This window comes from Deinococcus puniceus (assembly GCF_001644565.1).
In the GTDB taxonomy this organism is placed as follows: Bacteria; Deinococcota; Deinococci; order Deinococcales; family Deinococcaceae; genus Deinococcus; species Deinococcus puniceus.
On the sequence record NZ_CP011387.1, the window covers coordinates 1035240 to 1056817 of the forward strand.

At 62.5% G+C, this 21578-nt stretch carries 18 protein-coding genes; 7 read left to right on the forward strand and 11 right to left on the reverse strand.

Going from position 1 to position 21578, the window contains the following annotated elements:
* Positions 1 to 161: 161 nt before the first annotated feature.
* The 9 genes from SU48_RS04760 to SU48_RS04800 form a co-directional block, all read right to left on the reverse strand.
* Positions 162 to 2447, reverse strand: coding sequence for a DUF11 domain-containing protein (locus SU48_RS04760; protein ID WP_064014254.1), 2286 nt, complete (start codon positions 2445 to 2447; stop codon positions 162 to 164).
* A gap of 190 nt (positions 2448 to 2637) precedes the next feature.
* Positions 2638 to 3648 carry a ketol-acid reductoisomerase gene (gene ilvC / locus SU48_RS04765; RefSeq protein WP_064014255.1) on the reverse strand — a complete coding sequence of 337 codons (1011 nt, stop codon included), beginning with the start codon at positions 3646 to 3648 and terminating at the stop codon, positions 2638 to 2640.
* Positions 3649 to 3727: 79 nt separating this feature from the next.
* Complete coding sequence (gene ilvN, locus SU48_RS04770) at positions 3728 to 4348, reverse strand: acetolactate synthase small subunit (protein ID WP_168733628.1); 621 nt, start codon at positions 4346 to 4348, stop codon at positions 3728 to 3730.
* Complete coding sequence (gene ilvB / locus SU48_RS04775) at positions 4345 to 6060, reverse strand: biosynthetic-type acetolactate synthase large subunit (RefSeq protein ID WP_064015845.1); 1716 nt, start codon at positions 6058 to 6060, stop codon at positions 4345 to 4347. The genes ilvN and ilvB overlap by 4 nt, the downstream gene beginning before the upstream one ends.
* Before the next feature lie 687 nt (positions 6061 to 6747).
* The gene (locus tag SU48_RS04780; RefSeq protein WP_064014256.1) at positions 6748 to 8601 is read right to left on the reverse strand and encodes a DEAD/DEAH box helicase; all 1854 of its coding nucleotides are present in this window, start codon (positions 8599 to 8601) and stop codon (positions 6748 to 6750) included.
* Between the two features lie 434 nt (positions 8602 to 9035).
* A complete protein-coding gene (locus tag SU48_RS04785) occupies positions 9036 to 11270 on the reverse strand; it encodes an ATP-binding cassette domain-containing protein (protein ID WP_064014257.1) in 2235 nt (744 codons plus the stop codon).
* 168 nt (positions 11271 to 11438) lie between these two features.
* Positions 11439 to 11768: a VOC family protein gene (locus SU48_RS04790; RefSeq protein ID WP_064014258.1), complete on the reverse strand. Its 330-nt coding sequence runs from the start codon at positions 11766 to 11768 to the stop codon at positions 11439 to 11441.
* Positions 11765 to 12352, reverse strand: coding sequence for a DUF6022 family protein (locus SU48_RS04795; RefSeq protein ID WP_064014259.1), 588 nt, complete (start codon positions 12350 to 12352; stop codon positions 11765 to 11767). Before SU48_RS04795 ends, SU48_RS04790 begins: the two co-directional genes overlap by 4 nt.
* Before the next feature lie 237 nt (positions 12353 to 12589).
* Positions 12590 to 13552 (reverse strand): RluA family pseudouridine synthase, encoded by a 963-nt coding sequence (locus tag SU48_RS04800; RefSeq protein ID WP_064014260.1) that lies wholly within the window; start codon positions 13550 to 13552, stop codon positions 12590 to 12592.
* 365 nt (positions 13553 to 13917) lie between these two features.
* Between SU48_RS04800 and SU48_RS04805 the strand changes: the two genes are divergently transcribed.
* The 6 genes from SU48_RS04805 to SU48_RS04830 all read left to right on the forward strand — a co-directional run bounded on the left by SU48_RS04805 (position 13918) and on the right by SU48_RS04830 (position 18436).
* Positions 13918 to 14694 (forward strand): ferritin-like domain-containing protein, encoded by a 777-nt coding sequence (locus SU48_RS04805; protein WP_064014261.1) that lies wholly within the window; start codon positions 13918 to 13920, stop codon positions 14692 to 14694.
* A 78-nt stretch (positions 14695 to 14772) separates the two neighbouring features.
* On the forward strand, positions 14773 to 15522 hold the full coding sequence (locus SU48_RS04810; protein ID WP_064014262.1) for a ferritin-like domain-containing protein: 750 nt from the start codon (positions 14773 to 14775) through the stop codon (positions 15520 to 15522).
* Between the two features lie 139 nt (positions 15523 to 15661).
* Complete coding sequence (locus SU48_RS04815) at positions 15662 to 15919, forward strand: Sec-independent protein translocase subunit TatA/TatB (RefSeq protein ID WP_064014263.1); 258 nt, start codon at positions 15662 to 15664, stop codon at positions 15917 to 15919.
* A gap of 97 nt (positions 15920 to 16016) precedes the next feature.
* Positions 16017 to 16583: an RNA polymerase sigma factor gene (locus tag SU48_RS04820; RefSeq protein ID WP_064014264.1), complete on the forward strand. Its 567-nt coding sequence runs from the start codon at positions 16017 to 16019 to the stop codon at positions 16581 to 16583.
* 51 nt (positions 16584 to 16634) lie between these two features.
* Positions 16635 to 17351, forward strand: coding sequence for an anti-sigma factor (locus SU48_RS04825; protein WP_064014265.1), 717 nt, complete (start codon positions 16635 to 16637; stop codon positions 17349 to 17351).
* A gap of 176 nt (positions 17352 to 17527) precedes the next feature.
* Positions 17528 to 18436: an ion transporter gene (locus tag SU48_RS04830; RefSeq protein WP_064014266.1), complete on the forward strand. Its 909-nt coding sequence runs from the start codon at positions 17528 to 17530 to the stop codon at positions 18434 to 18436.
* Between the two features lie 85 nt (positions 18437 to 18521).
* Here the strand turns inward: SU48_RS04830 and SU48_RS04835 are convergent, their stop codons facing one another.
* Positions 18522 to 19016, reverse strand: coding sequence for an NUDIX hydrolase (locus tag SU48_RS04835; protein ID WP_064014267.1), 495 nt, complete (start codon positions 19014 to 19016; stop codon positions 18522 to 18524).
* Entirely contained in the window at positions 19003 to 20109 is a 1107-nt protein-coding gene (gene prfA, locus SU48_RS04840; protein WP_064014268.1) for a peptide chain release factor 1, read from the reverse strand. Before prfA ends, SU48_RS04835 begins: the two co-directional genes overlap by 14 nt.
* Positions 20110 to 20453: 344 nt before the next feature.
* On the opposite strand from prfA, the gene SU48_RS04845 reads away from it, so the two are divergent.
* Positions 20454 to 21416 (forward strand): homoserine dehydrogenase, encoded by a 963-nt coding sequence (locus tag SU48_RS04845; RefSeq protein ID WP_064014269.1) that lies wholly within the window; start codon positions 20454 to 20456, stop codon positions 21414 to 21416.
* Positions 21417 to 21578 lie beyond the last annotated feature (162 nt).

The window sequence follows — 21578 nt, forward strand, 5'->3', positions numbered from 1 at the left end:
CGAAGGGCGTTCCTCCGGGGGGGCTGACACGGTTCTTAGCCGCTCACTCCACCGGAGGAACGCTAAGAAGAAGCAGGCCAGATACTTGCATAGGGAGACTGTACAGGGCGGGCAGGATGAAGGCAAGCCCACACGTCTACACGGGTGCGGCGCTTTTCAGGTCAGCGGATATTCGCCTGCATGCAAATTCGGCCCGTGCTGCCCGCATCCAACGTGCCTAGGCCTAGTTTCATGTTCTGTCCCGTCAACTCGCCCCGGTCTGCGTCGGTGGCCGAAGTCAGGTCGGTGACGACATTGTTGAGAGTGAGACGCAGGCCAAGGCCAGTGCCGTAGCCGTCCACTTTGGGCAGGGTTTCGGCGGGCAGGGCGTCCTTCAACACGAAGTTGGGGGCCGCGCCGCCCGTGTTGCCAAAGTTGACGCAGTATTCCAACAGGTCACCGGGCGAGCCTGCCACGTTTGTGCCTGTGGCGCTGGCCTGCGTGATGTTGCGTACCGTTTTGGTCAGGGTCACCACCGGGCGCACCGGAACCACCGTCACGGCGTCGCTGGCGCTGTTGTTGCCCGCCGCGCTGGCTTCTTCACCGCCCCCGCCGATTGTTGCGGTATTGGTGTAGTTGCCTGCATTGGCCGCCACCACCGTCAGGGTGATATCGGGAAACACCGTGCCTGCGCTGAGGCTGTCGGAACGGGTGCAGCGCAGGGGCGAGAGGGTGCATGTCCAGCCCGCCCCGTTGATGCTCTGGGCGATCATTCCGGCGGGCAGGGTGTCGGTGACCGTAACTGTGCCCGAACTGCCCGCCCAGCCCACCGCGTTGGAGGCCTGCAACGTGAAGCTTCCCGGTTGCCCCGCCGCAAAATTACCCGTGTGCGTTTTGGTCAGCGTGAGGTCGGGGCCGCTGACGATGACGGTGGCAGGTTGGTCGCCCGTTAGGGTGGGATTGCCGTCGCTGGCGTCGGTGATGGTATTCCCCAATGTTTGCTGGCGGTAGGTCACGTTACCCGTATTGTTGATCGCTGTGCCGCCGGGAGTGCCCGCGTTCACCTGCACCCGGAAGCGCACCCGCGCCTCGTCGCCGGGAAGAAGCAGGCCGCCCGCCAAAGCTGTTGCGCCCGTGCCCAGCCGGAACACCACCCGGTTGCCCGCGCTGTCGTATTCCGCCTGATCGTCCCCAACCGCGTTTGTTTTGGTTCCCGCGTTGGCTCCGGTCAGGCTCAGTGAACCCGGCACGAAGCTGGTATTGGGGGGCAGCACATCGGTCAGCATCACATTTACTGCGCCGTCGTTGCCCTGATTTTTGACGACCAGCTCGTATTCCAATTGGTCTCCGGGCAGCACGCGCCCGCCGTTCACGTCCCTCACTGTTTTGGTCAGACCATCCTTGAGGTTGGGAATGAAAATATCGGTGGCGAGGGTGATGATGCCCGGATAGATCACGTCGCCCGAGCTTCCGGTGACGCGCACCACTGCCGACGTGCTGGCGTTGGGCAGCGGCGTATTGGGGGCAAACGTATCTATATCCAGCCCCAGTGTATTGGCAAAGGTAGGAGTGCGGCCTGCCGTCACTTCTGTGCCTAGCGCCGAAATAGTGGAGTTGAATACGTCGTTGACAGGGTTGGCGGCATTGAACACCGGACTAAGTGCGCCGCTGTTGGCCCCGAACTGCAGGCTGCCCCCAGTTCCGATTCCCTCGGCGGCTCCCCGGTCTCCGTCGTAGGCCACCACGCCCACCGTGCTGTTCACGGCTCCGATACTGGGGGTCAAAAAGCCGCTGACGGTGATGTCTAAGGGAAAACTTGGATCTGAAGCGCTTTGCAGCCCATCGAAGACCGACAGATTTCGCACGGGGAGGGCGCTGTTTTTGAACGCCACCACCAATGTCCAGTTGGCCCATGTGCCCGCGCCCTGCGTGCTGTTGATGTTGGCGACGGTGTAGGCTCCGTTATCCCCGGCCTGCACTAGGGCCGTCACATCCACAAACGACTGGTAGGTGTTGCCTATTCTAGCCACGTTTGTTGCCACTAGAGGGCTGACTGCCTGCCCCGGCACACCAAAAGACACGCTGCGGCGATTTGGGGCGCTACTTGAACTGCCGCTCCAGTACAACCCTGCAAACAGCACGCTGCTGCCAGAGGTCAGGTTGAGGGTGGCGGAGCTGGAATTGCTGGTGGAAGGGTCATTGTCGGTGTCGCTGTTGACCAGATACACCTGATTGTTGGTGACGGTATTGGTCAGATTCCCCGGCTGCACGGCGCGGGCGCTGGCGCATCTGCTGGCCTGCGTGGCGGTCGCCAACGCTCTGTCGATGGTGCAGTAGTAATTCACGTTGCCGATCAGCACGATGTCGCCGTTGGTCGATGGATTGCTGTAGCGCATGGCAAACGCCTGCTGGGCACTCGCCTGTGACCAGAGCAATAGGGCGGCCAAGAGGCCCAGGCTTCGGATCATCCATCGCCAAGCCGTCCAACTCACAGGTCGCCAGCCGTCTTGATGAGGGTCATATCCCTTCAGTGAACTTTTTCATAGCCAATTAAATATTTACTTGTCTAGATATGCCCCCAAGAAGGTGTGAATCAAACACGTGTGCCCCACCCAGATTGCTCCGGGCAGGGCACAGCCAAGAACAGGGGGCCGAAGCTTAAACTTCCAACGCCTTCTTGCTGATGAAGGGCATCATGTCGCGCAGTTCCTTGCCCACGGTTTCCAGTTTGTGGTCGCGCATTTTGCTGCGCTGCTCGTTCATGTACGGGAAACCACCCTCGGCGTCGGCAATAAACCGCTCGGCGAATTTTCCAGTCTGAATGTCGGTCAGCACCTCTTTCATGGTGGCCTTGGTTTCGTCCGTAATAATGCGCGGCCCAGTCACGTAGTCACCAAACTCGGCGGTGTTGCTGATGCTGTGGCGCATGCCTTCAAAGCCCTTCTCGTAGATCAAATCCACGATCAGTTTAACTTCGTGCAGGGTTTCGAAGTAGGCGATTTCGGGCTGATAGCCCGCTTCCACCAAAGTCTCGAATCCGGCCTGAATCAGGTGGGTCACCCCGCCGCACAGCACGCTCTGCTCACCAAAGAGGTCGGTTTCGGTTTCTTCCTTGAAGGTGGTTTCCAGCACGCCCGCACGGGTACAGCCGATGCCGCGTGCGTAGGCCAGCGCAATCTCGCGGGCTTTTCCGCTGGCGTCCTGCTGCACGGCAAAAATACCGGGCATGCCCGCGCCGTCGGCGTACACGCGGCGCAGCATGTGGCCGGGGCCTTTGGGGGCCACGAGGTACACGTCCACATCGGCGGGCGGCTTGATGCGTCCGAAATGCACGTTGAAACCGTGTCCGAAGGCCAGCGCCTTGCCTGCGGTCAGGTGCGGCTCGATGCTTTCGGCGTAGGTTTTGGGCTGGTTCTCGTCGGGAATGAGCAGCATGACCACATCTGCCGTTTTGGTGGCTTCCTCGATGCTGACTACTTTCAAGCCCGCCTGCTCGGCTTTGGCTTTGCTGCTGGAGCCTTCGCGCAGGCCGACCACTACGTTCAAGCCGCTGTCACGCAGGTTCTGCGCGTGGGCGTGCGCCTGAGAGCCGTAGCCGATAATCGCAATCAGCTTGTCTTGGATGGAGTCGAGAGACACGTCGCGGTCATAGAACATCGTTGCAGCCATTTGTGGATTCTCCTGTATTGAAGGGGTGGGTGGGGGAGTGCGGGCTAGGTAAGGGTGGGGCGTCTGGGTCAGAGACGACTCAGAACAAATTCGGCACATCCCGCGCCCGCTCTTCCCTCGGCTCCACACTTTCCACCGCTGGGCGCAGCGTTTCAGTTTCTCCATCATGGTACACGTGGCTGGGAATGTCGGCGTTGCTGCCGCGTGTCAGGGCAATTCGGCCCGTTCGCATGGTTTCCAGAATCCCAAACGGGCGCATCTGCTCGATAAAAGCGGTGATCTTGCCCTCGTCGCCCGTCACTTCAAAGGTCAGGGCGTGGCGGCCCACATCCACGATTCGGCTGCGGAAATCCTCGGCGATCTGGCGCACTTCTACGCGGCTGTCGGGCGAAATCGCCACTTTCACCAGCACCAGTTCGCGGTCTACAAACTTCTCCAAGCTGTGGTCGATGATCCGCACCACGTCATGCAATTTTTCCAGTTGGCGCATGGCTTGTTCCACCACGCCCCGGTCTCCGGTAACGACAAAAGTCATGCGGGAGAGGCCGGGATGCTCGGTTGCGCCCACGCTAAGGCTGCGAATGTTGTAGCCGCGCCGCCCAAATAGGGCCGTGATACGGGTCAGCACGCGGGGTTCGTCGCGCACCAACGCCGAAACGAGGTGGTCTTTGGGCTGCTCGGTCATCGTGTAGTCGCTCATGCGTTTTTGGCTCCCTCGGCAGCTTCGGCCATTTCCGCCGACAGGTCAGGCGCGGGCTGTTTGCGGGGCGGCTCGGTTTCGATCATCTCGTACAGTGCCGCGCCCGCCGGAACCATCGGGAAGACGCCGTGTTCGTGCGGCACCACGATTTCCAGCAGGGCCGATTTGGGGTCTGCCAGCCAAGCGTCGATCATGCCGGGCAACTCCTCGGCGTTAGAGGCGCGGTAGCCGGGGACATCGTAGGCTTCGGCCAGTTTTACAAAGTCGGGGTTAGAGTCGCCTAGCCAGACCTCGCTGTACCTCTTTTCGTGGAACAGTTCTTGCCACTGGCGCACCATGCCCAAGTAAGAATTGTTGATGATGCAGATTTTGACGTTGCGGATGTCGTACATCTTGAGCGTCGCCAGTTCCTGCAAGGTCATCTGGAATCCGCCGTCGCCCGCAATGACAATACTGGTTACGCCGGGTTCGGCCATGCCCGCGCCGATGGCCGCCGGGAATCCGAAGCCCATCGTGCCCAGTCCGCCCGAATTGATCCAACGGCGCGGTTTTTCAAAGCGGGCCAGTTGCGCGGCCAGCATTTGGTGTTGCCCCACGTCGCTGCTCAGAATGTCGTCGGGGCGCAGGCGGTCTACCACCGATTTCACGGCAAATCCAGCGCCCCACTCGGTGGGCGTGACGGTGCGGCTCTTCCATTCCGCTATCTGCGCCCGCCACTCCGGCAAGTCAAGTTTCTGTGCGCTCTCGGTCAGCATCTTGGCGGCCACCACCGCGTCTCCGCGCACCGGCACGCCTACACGCACAATTTTGCCAATTTCGGCGGCGTCCAATTCCACATGAATAATCGCGGCGTTGGGCGCAAACCCGTTCACGCGGCCCGTCACGCGGTCATCGAAGCGCAGGCCAATGCCCAGCAGCACGTCGGCTTCACTGATGGCGCGGTTGGCGGCGACGCTGCCGTGCATTCCGGGCATGCCCAGCCACAACGGGTCAGAGGACGGAAACGCGCCGAGGCCCATCAGCGTAGTAATCACGGGAATATCCCAAGCGCGGGCCAATGCCGTAATTTCAGCGCTGGCGTCCAGCGAGCCGCCGCCCGCCATGATCACGGGTTTTTTGGCGGCCAGCAGCAGTTCGCGGGCTTTGGCAATCGCTTCGGGCTTGGGCGCGGGATGCTCGGGGCGGGCGTGCGGGTAGGCCACTTCGCCCGCATACGCTGCCAACTGCACATCCTTGGGAATGTCGACCAGCACGGGGCCGGGTCTGCCGCTCCGCGCAATGCGGATGGCCTCGGCAATCACACGGGGCAGTTCCTCCACATCGCGCACCACGTAGTTATGCTTGGTAATGGGCAGCGTAATCCCCGTGATGTCGGCTTCCTGAAAAGCGTCGGTGCCCATCAGGTGCCGCGCCACGTTGCCCGTGATCGCCAGCAGAGGCACGCTGTCCAGCATGGCGTCGGCCAGTCCGGTCACTAGGTTGGTCGCGCCGGGGCCGGATGTGGCGATACACACGCCGATTTCCCCGGTGGCTTTGGCCCAGCCTTCGGCGGCATGAATCGCGCCCTGCTCGTGGCGGGCCAACACATGCCGCACCTCCGGGTAAAACGTGAGTGCGTCGTACACGGGCATAATCGCGCCGCCCGGATAGCCGAACACCGTGCTGATGCCGTGATTGGCGAGTGTCGCCCAGAGTGCTTTCGCGCCCGTCATGCTGCCCCGGTCTAGTTCGTGGCCTGTCATTGCTTGCTGCCCTGCATGTTGCTCTGTGTCCTGCCCGCTGCCCTGCGTCATCTGTATTCCTCCCTTGGATTGCCTGCCTTTCTCTGTATGTATTCCCGGTGTCTCTGTCGGTTTTAACCTTGCTGCTGAACAAAAAATCCCCCGCCCTTGTCGCTTGGGCGGGGGTGTGTGGTGGCACGCGGTGGCGCTCAGCCTCGGACACAACCCCCGAAACCAAGAAGTACCACCACGATACGGAACGCACTCATAGCTTTACCCTACGGTCTGTAGGGGGCACGGGTCAAGGCGCGTCTAGATGACATGGGGCTGGGGGCGTTACGGGGCGGGACACAAACGGGCGTTTGGTGGGGGAGAGGAGGATTGCTGGGTGGTTGGTCTAAGGAAATGCAAAGGCAATCGCTTTGCTCATTCACCCCTTCCCAGCCTCCCCCTCGAGGGTGAGGAGCTAAACCTAAATCTTCATCCCTTGACGGTTGCCCTCGCCCCTTGTGGGAGAAAGGCGCTGCGTCGGCAGCAGGGTGAGAGGTGAATCAGCGCAGCAATTGCTTTTCTCAGACCCTTAGACGCCCACCCCCAAATCGTCAGCGCCCACACACCAAAAAATACCCCCACCTTTCGGCAGGGGCATTCATTCAAAGTTCTAAAACTTGCTTAGGCTTAGCGTCCGGAAGGAACGAATTCGCGGTCTGCGAAGTCCTCGCGGGGGCGTCCGCCCTGTGCGCCGCGCTGCTGGTAGCCGCCTTGTCCGCCGCCGTTTCCACCTTGGCTGCGTCCGCCGCCTTGGTAGCCGCCGCTGCTCTGGCTGCGCCCGCCGCCCTGATACCCGCCTTGGCTGCTGCCGCTCTGGCTGCGTCCCTGACCGCCACCTTGGTAGCCGCCGCTCTGGCCGCGTCCACGGTAGCCGCCTTCGTCGCGGTTGCTGCGGTTGCCGCCCTGATAGCCGCCCTGACGTCCTTCACGGCTGGGGGCTTCGAACAGTTCGGGGAGTTCCTGCGCCACTTCGACGGTGACTTCTCCGCCGAGAGGGCTGGCTGCCAGCAACTTGGCGACGTACTCGCTGGGCACGTCGGCCACAGCACCGCCGCGCCACTGACGCACACGGCCCAAGCGGCGCGTATCGGCGTCGCAGTTCTGGGCAATGACGGCCACTGCGCGGGGAACGCTCATGCGCTCGGCGTGCAAGATGATGGTGGTCAGGCCTTCTTCACCGCTGAGCAGGCTGGCGGCCTTCACAGGCTCGCTGACGCCGCTGATCTTGGCCAGCGCACGGGCCAAGGCTTCAAGGCCCAGCTCGCTGAACAGGCGCTCGGCTTCGGCTTGGAAGGTGATGGCAGCGGCAGGATCGACGTGACGCACGAGGTCGGCAGAAGCCTTGGCACTCGCAGACTGCACTTCTTTGGGGGTCGGCAGGGGGCGCTCGATAAAACGCACGCCCGTCACGCGCTCCAGACCGTTCATGTCGCGTCCGTCGCGGTCACCGTACATCACGATAGCGGTGCCGGTGCGTCCAGCGCGGCCCGTGCGTCCCGAACGGTGCACGTAGCTGTCGGGGTCTTGGGGCAGGTGGTACTGAACCACCAAGTCCACTTCGGGAATGTCGAGGCCACGGGCAGCCACGTCGGTGGCGACGAGTACGCCAGCGCGTCCGTTGCGGAAGTTGCCGAGGGCGCGTTCACGCTGGCTCTGGGCGAGGTCGCCGTGCAGGGCTTCGGCTTCCAGTCCACGGTGGATCAGTTCCATCGCCAGTTCATCGGCTTCGCGCTTGGTGCGGGTAAACACGATGGCTTTTTCGGGGTTGTAGACGGTCAGCAGGTCGGCCAGCACGCGGGTGCGGCTGCGGCCCACTTTGACTTTCAGGTGCTCGACGGTCTGGGCCACCTGGCTCTTGCCTTCGCCCACGAGGTCAACCAGCACAGGCTCACGCAGGTACTGACGGGCAATCCGGCGGATGTCGTCGGTCAGGGTGGCGCTGAAGAGCTGGGTCAGGCGAGTGGGAGGGGTGCGCTGCAAGATGGTTTCGATGGCGTCGGCAAAGCCCACGCTGAGCATCTCGTCGGCTTCGTCCAGCACGGCAAATTCAACGCCGCTCAGGTCGAGGTTGCCGCGCTCGAGGTGGTCGATCAGGCGGCCAGGAGTGCCCACCACGATGTCCACGCCACGGCGCAGAGCGTTTTCTTGGGGCGCGTAAGCTGCGCCGCCGTACACCGTCACGGTCACGAGGTCGCCGCCGGTCTTGCTGAATTCTTCGGCCACTTGCTTGGCCAGTTCGCGGGTGGGGGCCACGATGATGGCGCGGGGCACGCGGCCACGCTCACGGCTGGCGTCCAGCTTCATGATGATGGGCAGCGCGTAGGCCAGCGTTTTGCCGGTACCGGTGCGGGCGCGGCCAATCAGGTCTTTGCCAGCGAGGGTATGGGGCAGGGTTTCTGCCTGAATAGGGCTAGCTTCGGTAATGCCACGTTCAGCGAGGCGCGCCGCAAGTTCGGGCGCGATCAATTGATCAAAGTTCATTTGTAGTCCTTTCGGGAAAGCACAGCCCCAGTGACTCGCAAATGCCTTTGATCGGCAGCATGTCCTGAATGTGGGGGCACCTTCCAGCCGCTAGGCACTTCCTAAGCGGCGCACGAATTGAAACTATACACGGATGTGAGGAAAAGGTCAAGGGGGGTGCTGGAAGATTAGGGGAGATGGGCTTTGGGTTGGGGCTGGGGGGCGTTGCAGACGCACTGAAAGCGGCTCCCGTTGAGCTGGAAGGTGAACCCCCCAGTCTGCTTCGCAGCCAGCCCCCCTTGAGGGGAGCGCAAGAGCTTTTGTCCCCACCTCTAAGGGGGGGCGTTGCGACAGCAACGGGGGGGTTCACCCAGAACCGTCAACGTCAAATGCTCGCCAAACTGGGCCACCAGTGAATATTGCTCAGCCGAATCAACAGTGGCCCTGACCCAGCCTCAAATAAACTGCCCTGTAATACTCCGCTCCGACTGGGACAGCAGTGCGGGCGGCCCTTCAAACAGGATTTGCCCGCCTGCGCTGCCGCCTTCCGGCCCCAGATCGATGATCCAGTCGGCTTGGCGAATCACGTCCAGATGGTGTTCGATCAGAATCACGGTGTTCCCGGCGTCCACCAGTCGGTCAATCATGCTCATCAGCAGGCCGATATCGGACAGATGTAGCCCGGTGGTGGGTTCGTCCATGACGTACACGCTGCCCTGTTTGTGCAGTTCCGTCGCCAGTTTCAGGCGTTGTCCCTCGCCGCCCGACACCGTACTCAGCGGTTGCCCCAATTTCAGGTAGCCCAAGCCCACGTCGTTCATGGCCTGCACCACGGCCCGGACTTTCTTTTCGGTGAAGAAGGCCAGCGCGTCTTCGGCGGTCATTTCCAGCACGTCGCTGATGGTTTTGCCGCGCAGATGGTAGTCCAGCACTTCGGGCTTGAAGCGTTTGCCTTCGCAGGCGTCGCAGCGAGTCGTCATGCCTTCCATAAAGGCCAGATCGGTGTAAATGATGCCTAGGCCGCTGCATTCCGGGCAACTGCCCGCCGAATTGAAGGAAAACAAGGACGCGCTGACTTTGTTGGCTTTGGCAAACGCTTGCCGAATATCGTCCATGATGCCCGTGTAGGTGGCCGGAGCCGAGCGGCTGTTGGCCCCCACGCGCCCCTGATCGATCACGATTGCGCCGGGGTGTTGGGCCAAAAACACGTCGTTGATCAGCGTGCTTTTGCCGGAGCCTGCCACGCCCGTCACCACCGTCAGAAGGCCTGTGGGGACGCTCACCGACACGTTTTTCAGGTTGTTGAGGGTGGCTGCCTCAATCTTCAGGTGTCCGGTGGCTGTCCGCACTTTGGTTTTTATCGGCAGATGTTGGCTCAAAAACCGCCCGGTCAGAGTGTCGGCCCTGTGTAACTCGGCCACAGAGCCTGCAAACACCACTTCGCCGCCGTGCGTGCCCGCTTTGGGGCCGATGTCCACGATATGGTCGGCCACCGCGATCACGTCTGGGTCGTGTTCTACCACCAGCACGGTATTGCCCTTATCGCGCAGTTGGCGCAGCAATCCGTTCAGGCGGGCCACGTCGCGGGCGTGCAGGCCTACGCTGGGTTCGTCGAGGATGTACAGCATGTCGGTCAGGCTGTTGCCGAGGTGCCGAATCATCTTGATGCGCTGCGATTCGCCGCCCGACAGTGTGGCCGTTTCGCGGCTGAGGCTCAGGTAGCCCAGCCCGATTTCGATCAGGTGCTGAATGCGTTCGCGCAGCTTGGCGGCCACCTTCACGGCCACCGGATCGCTGAGGGTCTGCAACACGCCGATCAATTCGGTTGCTTCCAAGTCAGACCACTCGGCAATGTTGCGCCCGTCTATTCGGCAAGCTAGTGCCGCCTCATTCAGCCGTGCGCCCCCGCAGACCGGGCAAGTCTGGGTATTCACGAACTGTTCGAACACAGCCTTGTTGCGCTCCGACATCGCGCCGGAATCTTTCTTGATGTACGAGCGGTTGAAGCGGTCAACCAAGCCCTCATATTTCAGGTAGCCCATCGCCAGATCGACGCCCGCGCCGTCGCCGTGCAGCAGGGCGTGCAACTCTGCCTCGCTGTAGTCCTGCACAGGTTTATCTAGGTCGAACTGGTTAGAGAGGGCGTAGCTTTTCCAGAGCAACTTGCCCACCTTGAAATCCGGGTGCAGGATCGCGCCGCCGTTCAGGGACTTGGTGGGGTCTAGGAAGGCGTCCATGTCGAGCTGCACGGTCTTGCCGATGCCCTCGCACTCTAGGCACATGCCCTGCGGCGTGTTGAAGGAAAAGGCGAAGGCTGGCCCCGCGTAAGGCTGTCCTACCCGCGAAAAGAGCAGGCGCAGCAACGCCGAAATGTCGGTATAGGTACCCATCGTGGAGCGTGAGCCGCCGCCGATGCGCTTTTGGTTGATGATGATCGGCGCGTTCAGAAACTCGATGGAATCCACGTCGGGCTGGCCGTAATGCGGCATGAACCCCTGCACGAAGGCCGTGAACGTCTCATTGAGTTGGCGCTGGGCTTCGGCGGCGATGGTATCGAACACCAGCGACGATTTGCCCGAACCCGACACGCCCGTAAACACCGTGATCTGATGTTTGGGAATATCCAGCGAAATATTCTTGAGGTTGTTCTCGCGTGCGCCCCGAATCTGAATGTGCTGTTGGTCTGTCATGGAACCTCCGGTGTGTGGGAACAGGGGTCTACTGACGGCGGGCGTCTAGAGAGACCTCTTCGGCATGAATGAGTGCAATGTGAAAATAAATATCAAAAGGTTTTATTGAATCTTATAACGCAGCGTGTGCCAAGGCTTTCTCTTCACGACGAGTCCATACAGGTCTGCTCAGCACACTACTTCTACGATCAGACCGCCGGGGGCCGTGACGTAGAACGTCCAACCGTGGCTGAGCTGCGGGGGCTTGACGTCGAATCCATCGCTCCGTAGGCGTTCGTAGATAGCGTCGACTGCCTCCTGAGTTTCCTGAATGAACCCGATATGGATCTCGCTGGCCTGTTCACCCGCAAACAGGCTCAGCGCGAAGCCGTCCTCGTCGTGCAGGTGGGTCATTCGGCGGTTGGCCTTACCGATCCCTGTCAGCCCGAAATAGGTTTCCAGAAACGTCCGAGTTGCCAGTACGTCGGTAACGACGACTCCCAGATGATTGAGCTTCACAGGTCACTCTCTGCGGCATTTCCCGGAACTCCTTCCTGCGCGGATTGCTCCTGCCCTGCCAGATACCCGGCGTACCACTCGTCAAAGGATTGGGCCGCCGCAAAATCGGGCGACAGCTTACTCAGGGCCGCTTCTATGTGGGGCAACTCGGTTTGAGGGAGGCCAAAGATGCTGGGGCGTTGGGGAATGCGGAACCCGCTGTGATCGTGCGGCACGATATGCACCAGCGTTCCTAGCGGTACACCGTCCGGCCCCGTCACCACGCTCCATATCCAGCGTTCTTGGTGGGTTTCGTCGGCGTTGCCCCATTCCCGCGAGTGCCCAAAGTCGCCCGGCAAGGCAGGCTGGGTGCCGAAGCCCGCCTCGCGTAAAGCCCGCTTGATGGGGCGGAACAGCAGGTGCTGATACGTGCCGTAGGCCATGTCCCCGGCTTTGGCGTAGGCCGTGTCCAGTTTGTCGCGGTACTCGGTCAGCACGCCCTGCCAGTGCGCCTCTAAGTGTGCATCGGCCCAAGCGGCGAGGCGGTGAATATCGGCAGGCATGGGAATGACCAGTGCGGTTTGAGTCGGGGATTCTGGCGTCATAGGCGCTCCTTGAACAGACCGAATGTTTAGGGGATTCCAGCACAAGACAGAGACGGCACAATCGCAGGCCTGATGACACAGCCTCATGACGCAGGCCCGTACACTTGACAGCAGTTTCCGAGTCTATCAGAGTTGGCAATAAAGGCAATAAGCGAGATTGCCTATGATCACGGTAAAAATTAGAGATTTAGAGCCGATTTTCTCTAAGCTCTAAGTAGACTGGTAGTCAAGCGTCGCTCAGTCCCGTTCCAATCCAATCGGCAGGTTGCCGCCCACGGCGATCCACGCGCTGATGATGTCGTCGGGGGCGGGGGCATGAAGGTGAAGGGGCTGCCCGGTTGCTGGGTGCGGCAGGGTCAGGAATTGGGCGTGCAGGGCGTGGCGGCCAATCAGTTCGCTGGGGCGGCCATACACGGTATCTCCCAAAATCGGGCTGCCCAAATGCGCCAGATGCACCCGAATCTGGTGCGTGCGGCCTGTACGTGGCGCGGCCCGAATCAGCGCCAGTGTGCGCCCGTGTCCGTCCGGGTGGGCACTCAGCGGCGCAAAGACCGTTTGGGCCTCGCGTGGATTCGCGCCGCCGACGGTCATGCGTTGACGCTGAATGGGGTGGCGGCCAATGTGCGCGTCAAGCTGCACCGGATGATCGGCCTTCCACGATCCGGCGGCAATCGCCAGATACAGCTTTCTCGTCTCCCGGTCTTTGAAACTGGCGGCCAGCCTCGCGTGCGCCTGTACGGTTTTTGCCACCACGATCACGCCGCTAGTTTCGCGGTCTAGCCTATGCACGATGCCGGGGCGGTAGCCGCCTTCTTCATCGAAGCCTTCCTGCTGCGGCAGCGTAAAGCGGCCCAGCAAGGCATTCACCAGCGTGCCCGTGTATACGCCGGGGGCCGGGTGCGTGACCATGCCGGGCGGCTTGTTCACGGCGATCATGAATTCGTCTTCGTACAGCACGTCTAGGGGCACGTTTTCGGCTTCCACCTGCGACGGGGCGGGCGGCGGCACATCCACGCTCAGGCTCTCGCCGCCGCGCAGTTTCAGGCTGGCTTTGGCTACGGTCTGGCCGCCCACCCGCACATGCCCGCCCCCGATCCACGCGGCCACTTGGGATCGGCTGGCCCCGGCAAGTACAGACAGCACGGTGTCGAGGCGTCCGGGGGTGGCGGTAAGCAGCAGGGGAGAGGAGGCGTCTGACACGGCGGGCAGTGTACCCCGCGGTGGGGTGGGGGAGGTCTAAGGGTTTAAAGGTCGAGGGTATAAGGTGCTGAGGTACTGAGGTTTGGGGTGGGCAAAGTGTTCAAAGCAAACGTTCAGCAAAGCATTCGCCTTTCTTAGACCCTTAGACGCCCTTCCTACGCCGCGTCCCTCCGCCTCCCCCTTCACCCCTCCTTCACGGGCCGGGCCAACAGGGGCCGAGTGATCCAATTTGCTCTGGGCTGCATACAACTGGGTGAGCGCCACAACTGGCCCTAACAAGCCATGCGGCCCACCGCCCGCCTTTCTGCTCACCGGAGACCGCTCCGGACACATGCAGACAGGAATCTTTGCTGGAGGTCACCCCTATGGAAGACATGCACACCACGCCCGCCACCGCCCCCACGACTGCTCCCACCTCCAACGCCCGCCGTTCGTTCCTCGGCTACGCTGGATTGTTCGGCGCGGGCCTCGCACTCGTTTCGTGCGCCCCCAGCATGGGCATGAGCGGCGGCATGGGCAACACGATGGGCGCTGGCGCGGCGCAAGACCTTGAAATCCTGAACTACGCGCTGACGCTGGAGTATTTGGAAGCCGAGTTCTACACGGCCTTCAGCACGGGCGCGCTGGCCGCCAAGCTGACCAACCCCCGCACCAAGGAATACGCCAAAGAACTGGCCAGCCACGAGCAGGCGCACGTGGAAGCCCTCGCCGCCACGATTCGCAAGCTGGGCGGCACCCCGGTGTCCAAGCCCACCTTTGACTTCAGCCCCCTGATCGGCAACGGCAGCGGCCAGAACGACATGACCTTCTTGCAGTTGGCCGCTACCATCGAGCCTGTGGGCGTGCGTGCCTATCTCGGTCAGGTGGCCCGCCTCAGCAACCCCGAATTGATTACGGCCGCCGCAGCCATTCACGCCGTCGAAGCCAACCACGTTTCGGGTGTGCAGGAACTGCGCGTGTCTTTGGGCTACAACAAGAACCCCACCCGCCAAACCAGCATCGCGCCCCAGACCGATGCCAACCCCGGCAGCACCAATGTGGCCGACTTCAACGCGGATTATTCGCCCACGCCTACGGCCTTCTGGGCACCCCTGACGATGGCGCAGGTGCTGGCAATCGTCGGCCCGGTCATCAAGAAATAAGCAGGGCTGAGAAGTAAGCCGGAGCTTAAAGCAGAGCCGTTCTAACTCGCGTCTGATCCCTTCCAAGGAGAGTCCCACATGACCACCGAAACCCCCAGTGCTCCCACTCCCAATGCCCGCCGCTCCTTCCTGAAAACCGCTGGCCTGACCGCTGCGGGCGCAGTCGCGCTGGGCGGCCTGAATCTGTCGGCCCTCGCCGCCACCAGCCCCGCCACCAAAAGCGTCGCGCAAGACCTCGCCATCCTGAACTACGCCCTCACGCTGGAGTATCTGGAGACCGAGTTCTACAAGGCCTTCGACACGGGCGCGCTGGCCCCCAAGCTGATCAACCTGCGCGTGAAGGAATACGCCAAGCAGTTGGCCAGCCACGAGCAGGCCCACGTGGACGCCCTCGCCGCCACCATCCGTTCCCTCGGCGGCACTCCGGTTGCCAAGCCCACCTTCGACTTTTCTCCTCTGATCGGTGACGGCAGCGGCGTGAACGACCAAGTGTTCTTGCAGTTGGCCGCCAGCATCGAGCCAGTGGGCGTGCGTGCGTACCTCGGCCAAGCCGCCAGCATCCAGAACGGCGCTGTGCTGACTGCCGCCGCCAGCATTCTGGCCGTCGAAGCCAACCACGTGTCGGGCATTCAGGAACTGCGCGTGTACTTGGCCCAGAACGCCGCCCCCACGCGCCAGACCTCTATTGCGCCTCAGAGCGACGCCAAGCCCACCAGCCCCTCGGCTGCCGACTTCGATGCCGCCTACTCGCCCACGCCGACTGCGCTGTGGACGCCCCTCACGATGGAAGAAACGCTGGCCATCGTCGGGCCACTGATCAAGGCCTGAGCTTAACAGGCTAAAAGTCCGGCACTGTCTGGAGGCCGTGCGTTGTCGGCGGCCTCCTGCGTCGTATCAAATTTGTGCCGTATCAACCGTCTCCTCCCTTCCCGCCCCCATTCTGAGTTCTCCCCAAGAGGTTCCTGCCATGCCCAATATCGGCCCCGCTGAAATTATGTTGATTCTGCTCGTTGCACTGGTTGTTTTTGGCCCCCGCAAGCTGCCCGAACTGGGCAAGAGCCTCGGTCACGGCCTGCGCGAATTCCGCAAGGGAACGTCTGGCCTGAAGGCTGAACTGGACGGCGGCCTGCGTGAGCCTGTGCCCGCGCCTGTGGTCATGGACGCCCAGCCGGTTGCCGCTGCTGTCGCTCCCACCGCCGTGACTCCCCGCGCTCCTCAGGCCTAAGCCACAAATCCCTTCGCCCCTTCAGCGCACGTTAAGGTCAAGGTACACCTTGGTACATAGGATTTGACCACCGGGCTGTTAGGCTGCACGTGAATCTATGACTTCTCCCAGCCTGACTCCTGACCCGCCCGACGAGGCCCTGATTGCCCGCATGGCTCAGGGTGACGAGGACGCCCTCAGAGAGCTGCATTCCCGGCATTCGCGCCTGCTGTACGCGCTGGGAACCCGGATGCTCCGGCAACCCGACGATGTGGAAAGCTGCGTGCAAGACGCCTTCATGAACGCCTGGAAACACTCCGCCCGTTTCGATTCCGCCCGCGCCAGCGTGAAGACTTGGTTGGTCAGCATCGCCCACCACCGCTTCTTGCAGGAACTGCGTGACCGCCCCGATACCCCGCTGGAAATAGAGGACTGGGACGCGCCCGTTGCGGCGAGTGACCCCACAGACCGGATTCTGGCTTCCCGCGCCGTAGAAGTCCTCGATGCGAACCAACGGCACCTCGTAGAACTGGCCTACTACCAGGGGCATTCGCACAGCGAACTCGCAGTACTGACAGGGTTACCGATTGGCACTGTAAAATCGAGGTTACGGCTGGCTCTTGACCGGATGCGTTCCGCGTTGGCCGTGCCCGCCAAATCCACCCGCTCCGAGTCAGGCTATTGACTCTACCGCTCTCACACCGCTTTCCCTGCGCCTTCAAGGAGGTGACCACGCGTGACCATTGATCAGGATCAACTTACAGCCTATGCCCTCGGCATCCTGCCACCTGAAGAAGAGGGGCGCGTTCGGGCGGCCATAGAAGCCGACCCGGCCCTCCGGGCGCAGCTGGACGCCGACCTCGCCGCACTGGTGGCCCTCAGCGAGTCGCTGCCCGACAGCCCAGTGCCCGCCGGAGCCGAAGACCGCCTGATGGCCCGTCTGCACGCCGAACGCTCTGCTGCTGGCCCTGCCGCGCCGCTTGTGACGCCGTTGCCCGCTCTGTCTGAGGCTGCTCAGACCGTTTCTGCCCCCGCTGCGCCGCTGTCCCGGCCCGCCCGCCGCCCGCTGTGGCCGCTGCTGGGCACACTGGGACTGGCCGCCGCTGTGACCGCTGTGCTGCTGCTGCGCCCCGCCCCCGATCCGGTGCGGCAGTATGCCAACACCCCCGGAGCTGTGACTGAAACCCTGCCTTATGAGGGCCGCGATCTGGGCCAGTTGGTGCGCCTGCCCGATGGCCGTGCCTACCTGCATCTGACCAACGCCGCCGATGCGGGCCGCGTGTACCAGCTCTGGCAGATCGTGGGCGGCAAACCAGCCTCGCTGGGCGTGTTCGACGGGCAGGGCATTCTGATCACCGGGCTGGAAGCCGGGGCCACCATTGCCGTGAGTGTGGAGCCCACAGGCGGCAGCGAACAGCCGACGACGACGCCTATTCTGGTGCGGGAACTGTAGGTTCACTAGACCGTGTTGAGGAAACAGGAACGCCGCTCTGAATGGGGGCGGCGTTCCTGTTCCGTAGGGCGGCGAACTTATGGCCCACCTTGTCGGAACCCCTGACCGGTCAGCGCCGTATCTTTAAGAATCATGAGTACAACCTTCGTTGCTTCTGCTTTAGGCGGCCCTACCCCATGACCGCCGTCGCTCCAGTCTCCTTCCGGCGCAAGCTGTACAGTTTTTTAGACCCCGCCGATGGCATGGGCCGCGCCGAGACTGCCTTCAATGTGCTGTTGGCCCTGCTGATCGTCATCAATGTGATTCTGACGGTGGTGGGCACGATGCCTGAGGTGGCACGGGAGTATGGTGCGGCCCTGCGTACCTTCGATCTGGCCTGCGCCGCTGTGTTCGCCCTTGAATATCTGGCGCGGCTGTACGTGGTGCCCGAACGCCCGGACGCGCAGGGGGTCAGCACCGGGCAGGCTTATGTGCGCTACGCCCTCAGCCCGCTGCCCCTGATTGACCTGCTGGTGATCGTATCGATGGTGGTGCCGCATACCAGTACCCTCGCTAGCCTGCGCGGATTGCGCCTGCTCAAGCTGTTGTCGCTGTTGCGGCTGGGACGCTATTCGCACTCGCTGCAACTCATCGGGCGGGTCATTCAGCAACGCGCTGGAGAACTGCTGACCATCATGCTGATCGTGGTGGTGCTGGTGTTTATTGCCGCCAGCCTGCTGTATCAGGTGGAATCGAGTGCCGGAACCAAAGGCTTCGAGAGCATTCCGAACGCGCTGTGGTGGGCCGTCGTCACCCTCACCACCACCGGCTACGGCGACGTGTTTCCGGTGACGCCGCTGGGCAAACTGGCCGCCGGGTTCATCATGCTGTTCGGGGTCGGCATGGTGGCCCTGCCCGCAGGCATGATCGCCAGCGGGTTCGCCGAAGAATTGGCGCGGCTGCGGGTGAGAGAAAATGACCTGCATACTGAACAGATCGTGGCCGCCGCCGTGCAGGGCGCGTACTGCCCCCACTGCGGCACCCGCCTGAATGCGGAAGCGGAACCGACGAAGCCAGAACTGGGGGCAAAGGGGGCAGGCAGCTAGAGGTGACGATTCTGGGTACCCCCCCCGGTCTGCTGCGTAGCCAGCACCGGGGGGTTCGCCTTCCAAACCTGACAGTAGCCTCCGCCTACACCTTCGCCTTCAGCGCCGGAATCCGCAGCCCACCGCGTCCGTCCCAGCCTTTGAAGGCATAGAAGCGCCCCGGCTCGCCCGTTTTCAGGTAGTCGCTGAGCGGCTCGCGCATGGGCGGCGAATCCAGCTTGTCCAGTGCCTCTTCCAACGAACAGAATTTGGCTTCCACGATGAATCCGTCTGGATCGGCGGGATTGAGCAGGCCTTCCCACGTGGCCTCGAACGCCACGGCAATCGCGCGTTCGCCCCGGCGTTCATCCTCGATATGCACCGTGTAGGCCATGTGCTTGATGCCCGTCAGCTTCAGGCCCGTTTCTTCTATGATCTCGCGGTAAAGGGCCTCGGGCAAGGTTTCGCCCTGTTCCACGACGCCGCCGGGGAGGGTGTGGCGCACGCGCCCATGCCCCTGCCAGTCGTTGCCCACCAGCAGCACCCGCCCGAACCGGTCTCGCAAGATGCCCGCCGCGACCAGCAGATCACGCCGCGCCATACTGACCGTCCTGCTGTTGCTGGCCCATTTCGACCAGTTGCCGCTCGCGCTCGGCCCGCGCCAGAGCCGCCACCACCGGAGCCACCTGTCCCTCGATCACGCTGTCCAGCGCAAAGTTTTTGGTGTCGCCCTCCAAGCGGTGATCGGTCACGCGGTTTTGGGCATAGTTGTACGTCCGAATTTTTTCGGATCGGTCACCACTGCCCACCTGAGACGCCCGCTCCGAGCGTTCGCGTTCGTCGCGGGCGGCCCGTTCGCGCTCGGCCAAACGGGAGGCCAAGACGATCAGCGCCTTTTCTCGGTTCTTGATCTGGCTGCGGCCATCCTGACAGACCACCATGATTTCGTCGGGGGTGCCTGCGCGGTACACGGCCCGCACCGCGCTGTCGGTGGTGTTCACGCCCTGCCCGCCCGCCCCCTGAGAGCGGTACACGTCAATCCGCACTTCCGACAAATCCAGATGCACTTCGTCCTGCTGCACTTCGGGCAACACGGCCACAGTAACGGTGCTGGTATGAATCCGGCCCGCCGATTCGGTGGCGGGTACGCGCTGGACGCGGTGAACGCCCCGTTCCCACTTGAAGGCGCGGTAAGCGAAGTCACCCGTAATTTCGGCCACCACCTTGCTCGCGCCGCCCAAATCGCTTTCGGAAGCGTCCAGCACGTTCAGTTTCAGGCTCGCGCCCTCGGCGTAGCGGGTGTACATCCGCAAGAGGTCGGTGGCGAACAGGCCCGCTTCGGCCCCGCCTGCCCCGGCCCGCAGCTCCAGAATCACGTGCTTGTTGTCGTCAGGATCGGTGGGAAGCAGCAGCACTTCCAGGTCAGTTTCTATGCCTGCCAGCCGCGCTGTGATGCTCTCCACTTCTCCCGCAGCCAGCTCGCGCATATCGGGATCGCTGAGGAGTTCGCGTGCGCCTGCAAGGTCGGTGGTCAGGCTGTCGCGCTCCCGCAGCAGCGTCACCAGCGGCGTCAGTTCACGGTGGCGGCGGGTCAGGCGGGCATATTCGCGGGGTTCGGCCAGCATCGCCGGATCGCCCAACGCCAGTTCCACCATGCTGAATTCTGCCGCCAGTTCTTCCAGACGGCCACTCATTGCAGCAACCTGAAAGAAAATTGTGGTGAGGCGCAGCCGAATCTGAACGAAGTGAACAACAACCCCCGCTGAAGTGCGGCGATGGAAAGACATTCGGTGGTTTGTCCGGATGGCTTGGAATCAGAGTACTTCGGCATCACGCGCTTGGCTCAGGCCGTGCAGCACAGGGCCACGGCGGTATACGGAAAGGCAGACGAGTTCTTGACACGGGCAACATAGGGCTAGTGTAGCGTCCGGCCAACAGAGCGACTGAGCGCAAGGCCAAGATAGGGGGGAGGGTACGCGGCCATCCACACCTATCCCACCCCCCGCCGCCTGCCGCCCCTGCGCGTTACATTCACGCCATGAGAACCGTGACCGTAGGCTTGCTGGGCTGTGGAACCGTGGGCGAAAATGTGCTGTGGCTGCTGCAAAAGCGCAAGGACATCTTCGACAACCTAGGCGTAGAAGTGGTGGTGGCAGGCGTACTGGTGCGCGACGCTGCCCGTGTGCGCGATATTCCGGCGGGCATCACCCTCACCGATGACCCCGCCTTTTTGCAGGAATGCGCGGTGGTGATGGAATGTATGGGCGGCATAGAGCGCCCGCTGGAATTGCTGGCCCCCTATCTGCGAAGTGGGCGGCCCGTGATTACCGCGAACAAAGCCCTGTTGGCCGAGCGCTGGGACGACTTGCGCGATCATGCGCTGGCCGGACGCCTGTATTACGAGGCCAGTGTGATGGCCGGAACGCCCGTCATCGGCCCGATGAGTACCGTGCTGCGGGCCAGTACCTTTGTGCGCCTGCAAGCTGTCCTGAACGGCACTTGCAACTACATCCTGACCCAGATGGAAGCGGGCCGCGAGTACGCCGCAGCGTTGGCGGAAGCGCAGGCGTTGGGCTACGCCGAAGACCCACCGACGCTGGATGTGGGCGGTTTCGACACGGCCCACAAACTGACGGTGCTGGCCCGCTTCAGCGCCGATGGCAATTACCCCTTCAGCGCCGTGCAGGTCACGGGAATTGAGGACGTGACGCTGGAACAGATCGCCGCCGCCCGCGAACGGGGCGAGCGAATCAAGCTGGTGGCCGAATTGGTGAAAGTGGACGGCCAGTGGCAAGCCACCGTATCGCCCCAGAGTCTGCCCGACACACACCCGCTGTGTACCGCCGGAGCCAGCCGAAACGCGCTGGTGTACGAGGGAGAGGAGAGCGGCACCCTCATTTTTGCAGGCGGCGGCGCAGGCGGCATGGTCACGGCGTCGGCGATGGTAGGCGACTTGCTCGATTGGCTGATCGGCTTTCCGGGGCACGTGCCGCTGCACTGAAGAAGGGCGTCTAAGGGTCTAGGGTCGAAGGGCAAAAAGCGTGGGGCGACTTGGTGTGTACCTTGTCGCCCCTTCTGATTGCAAAATGATGTGTTTGTGGGCTTTTTGCTCCCTCTCCCCTTGCGGGGGAGGGTCGGGGAGGGGGGTGAATGAGCTTCAGCG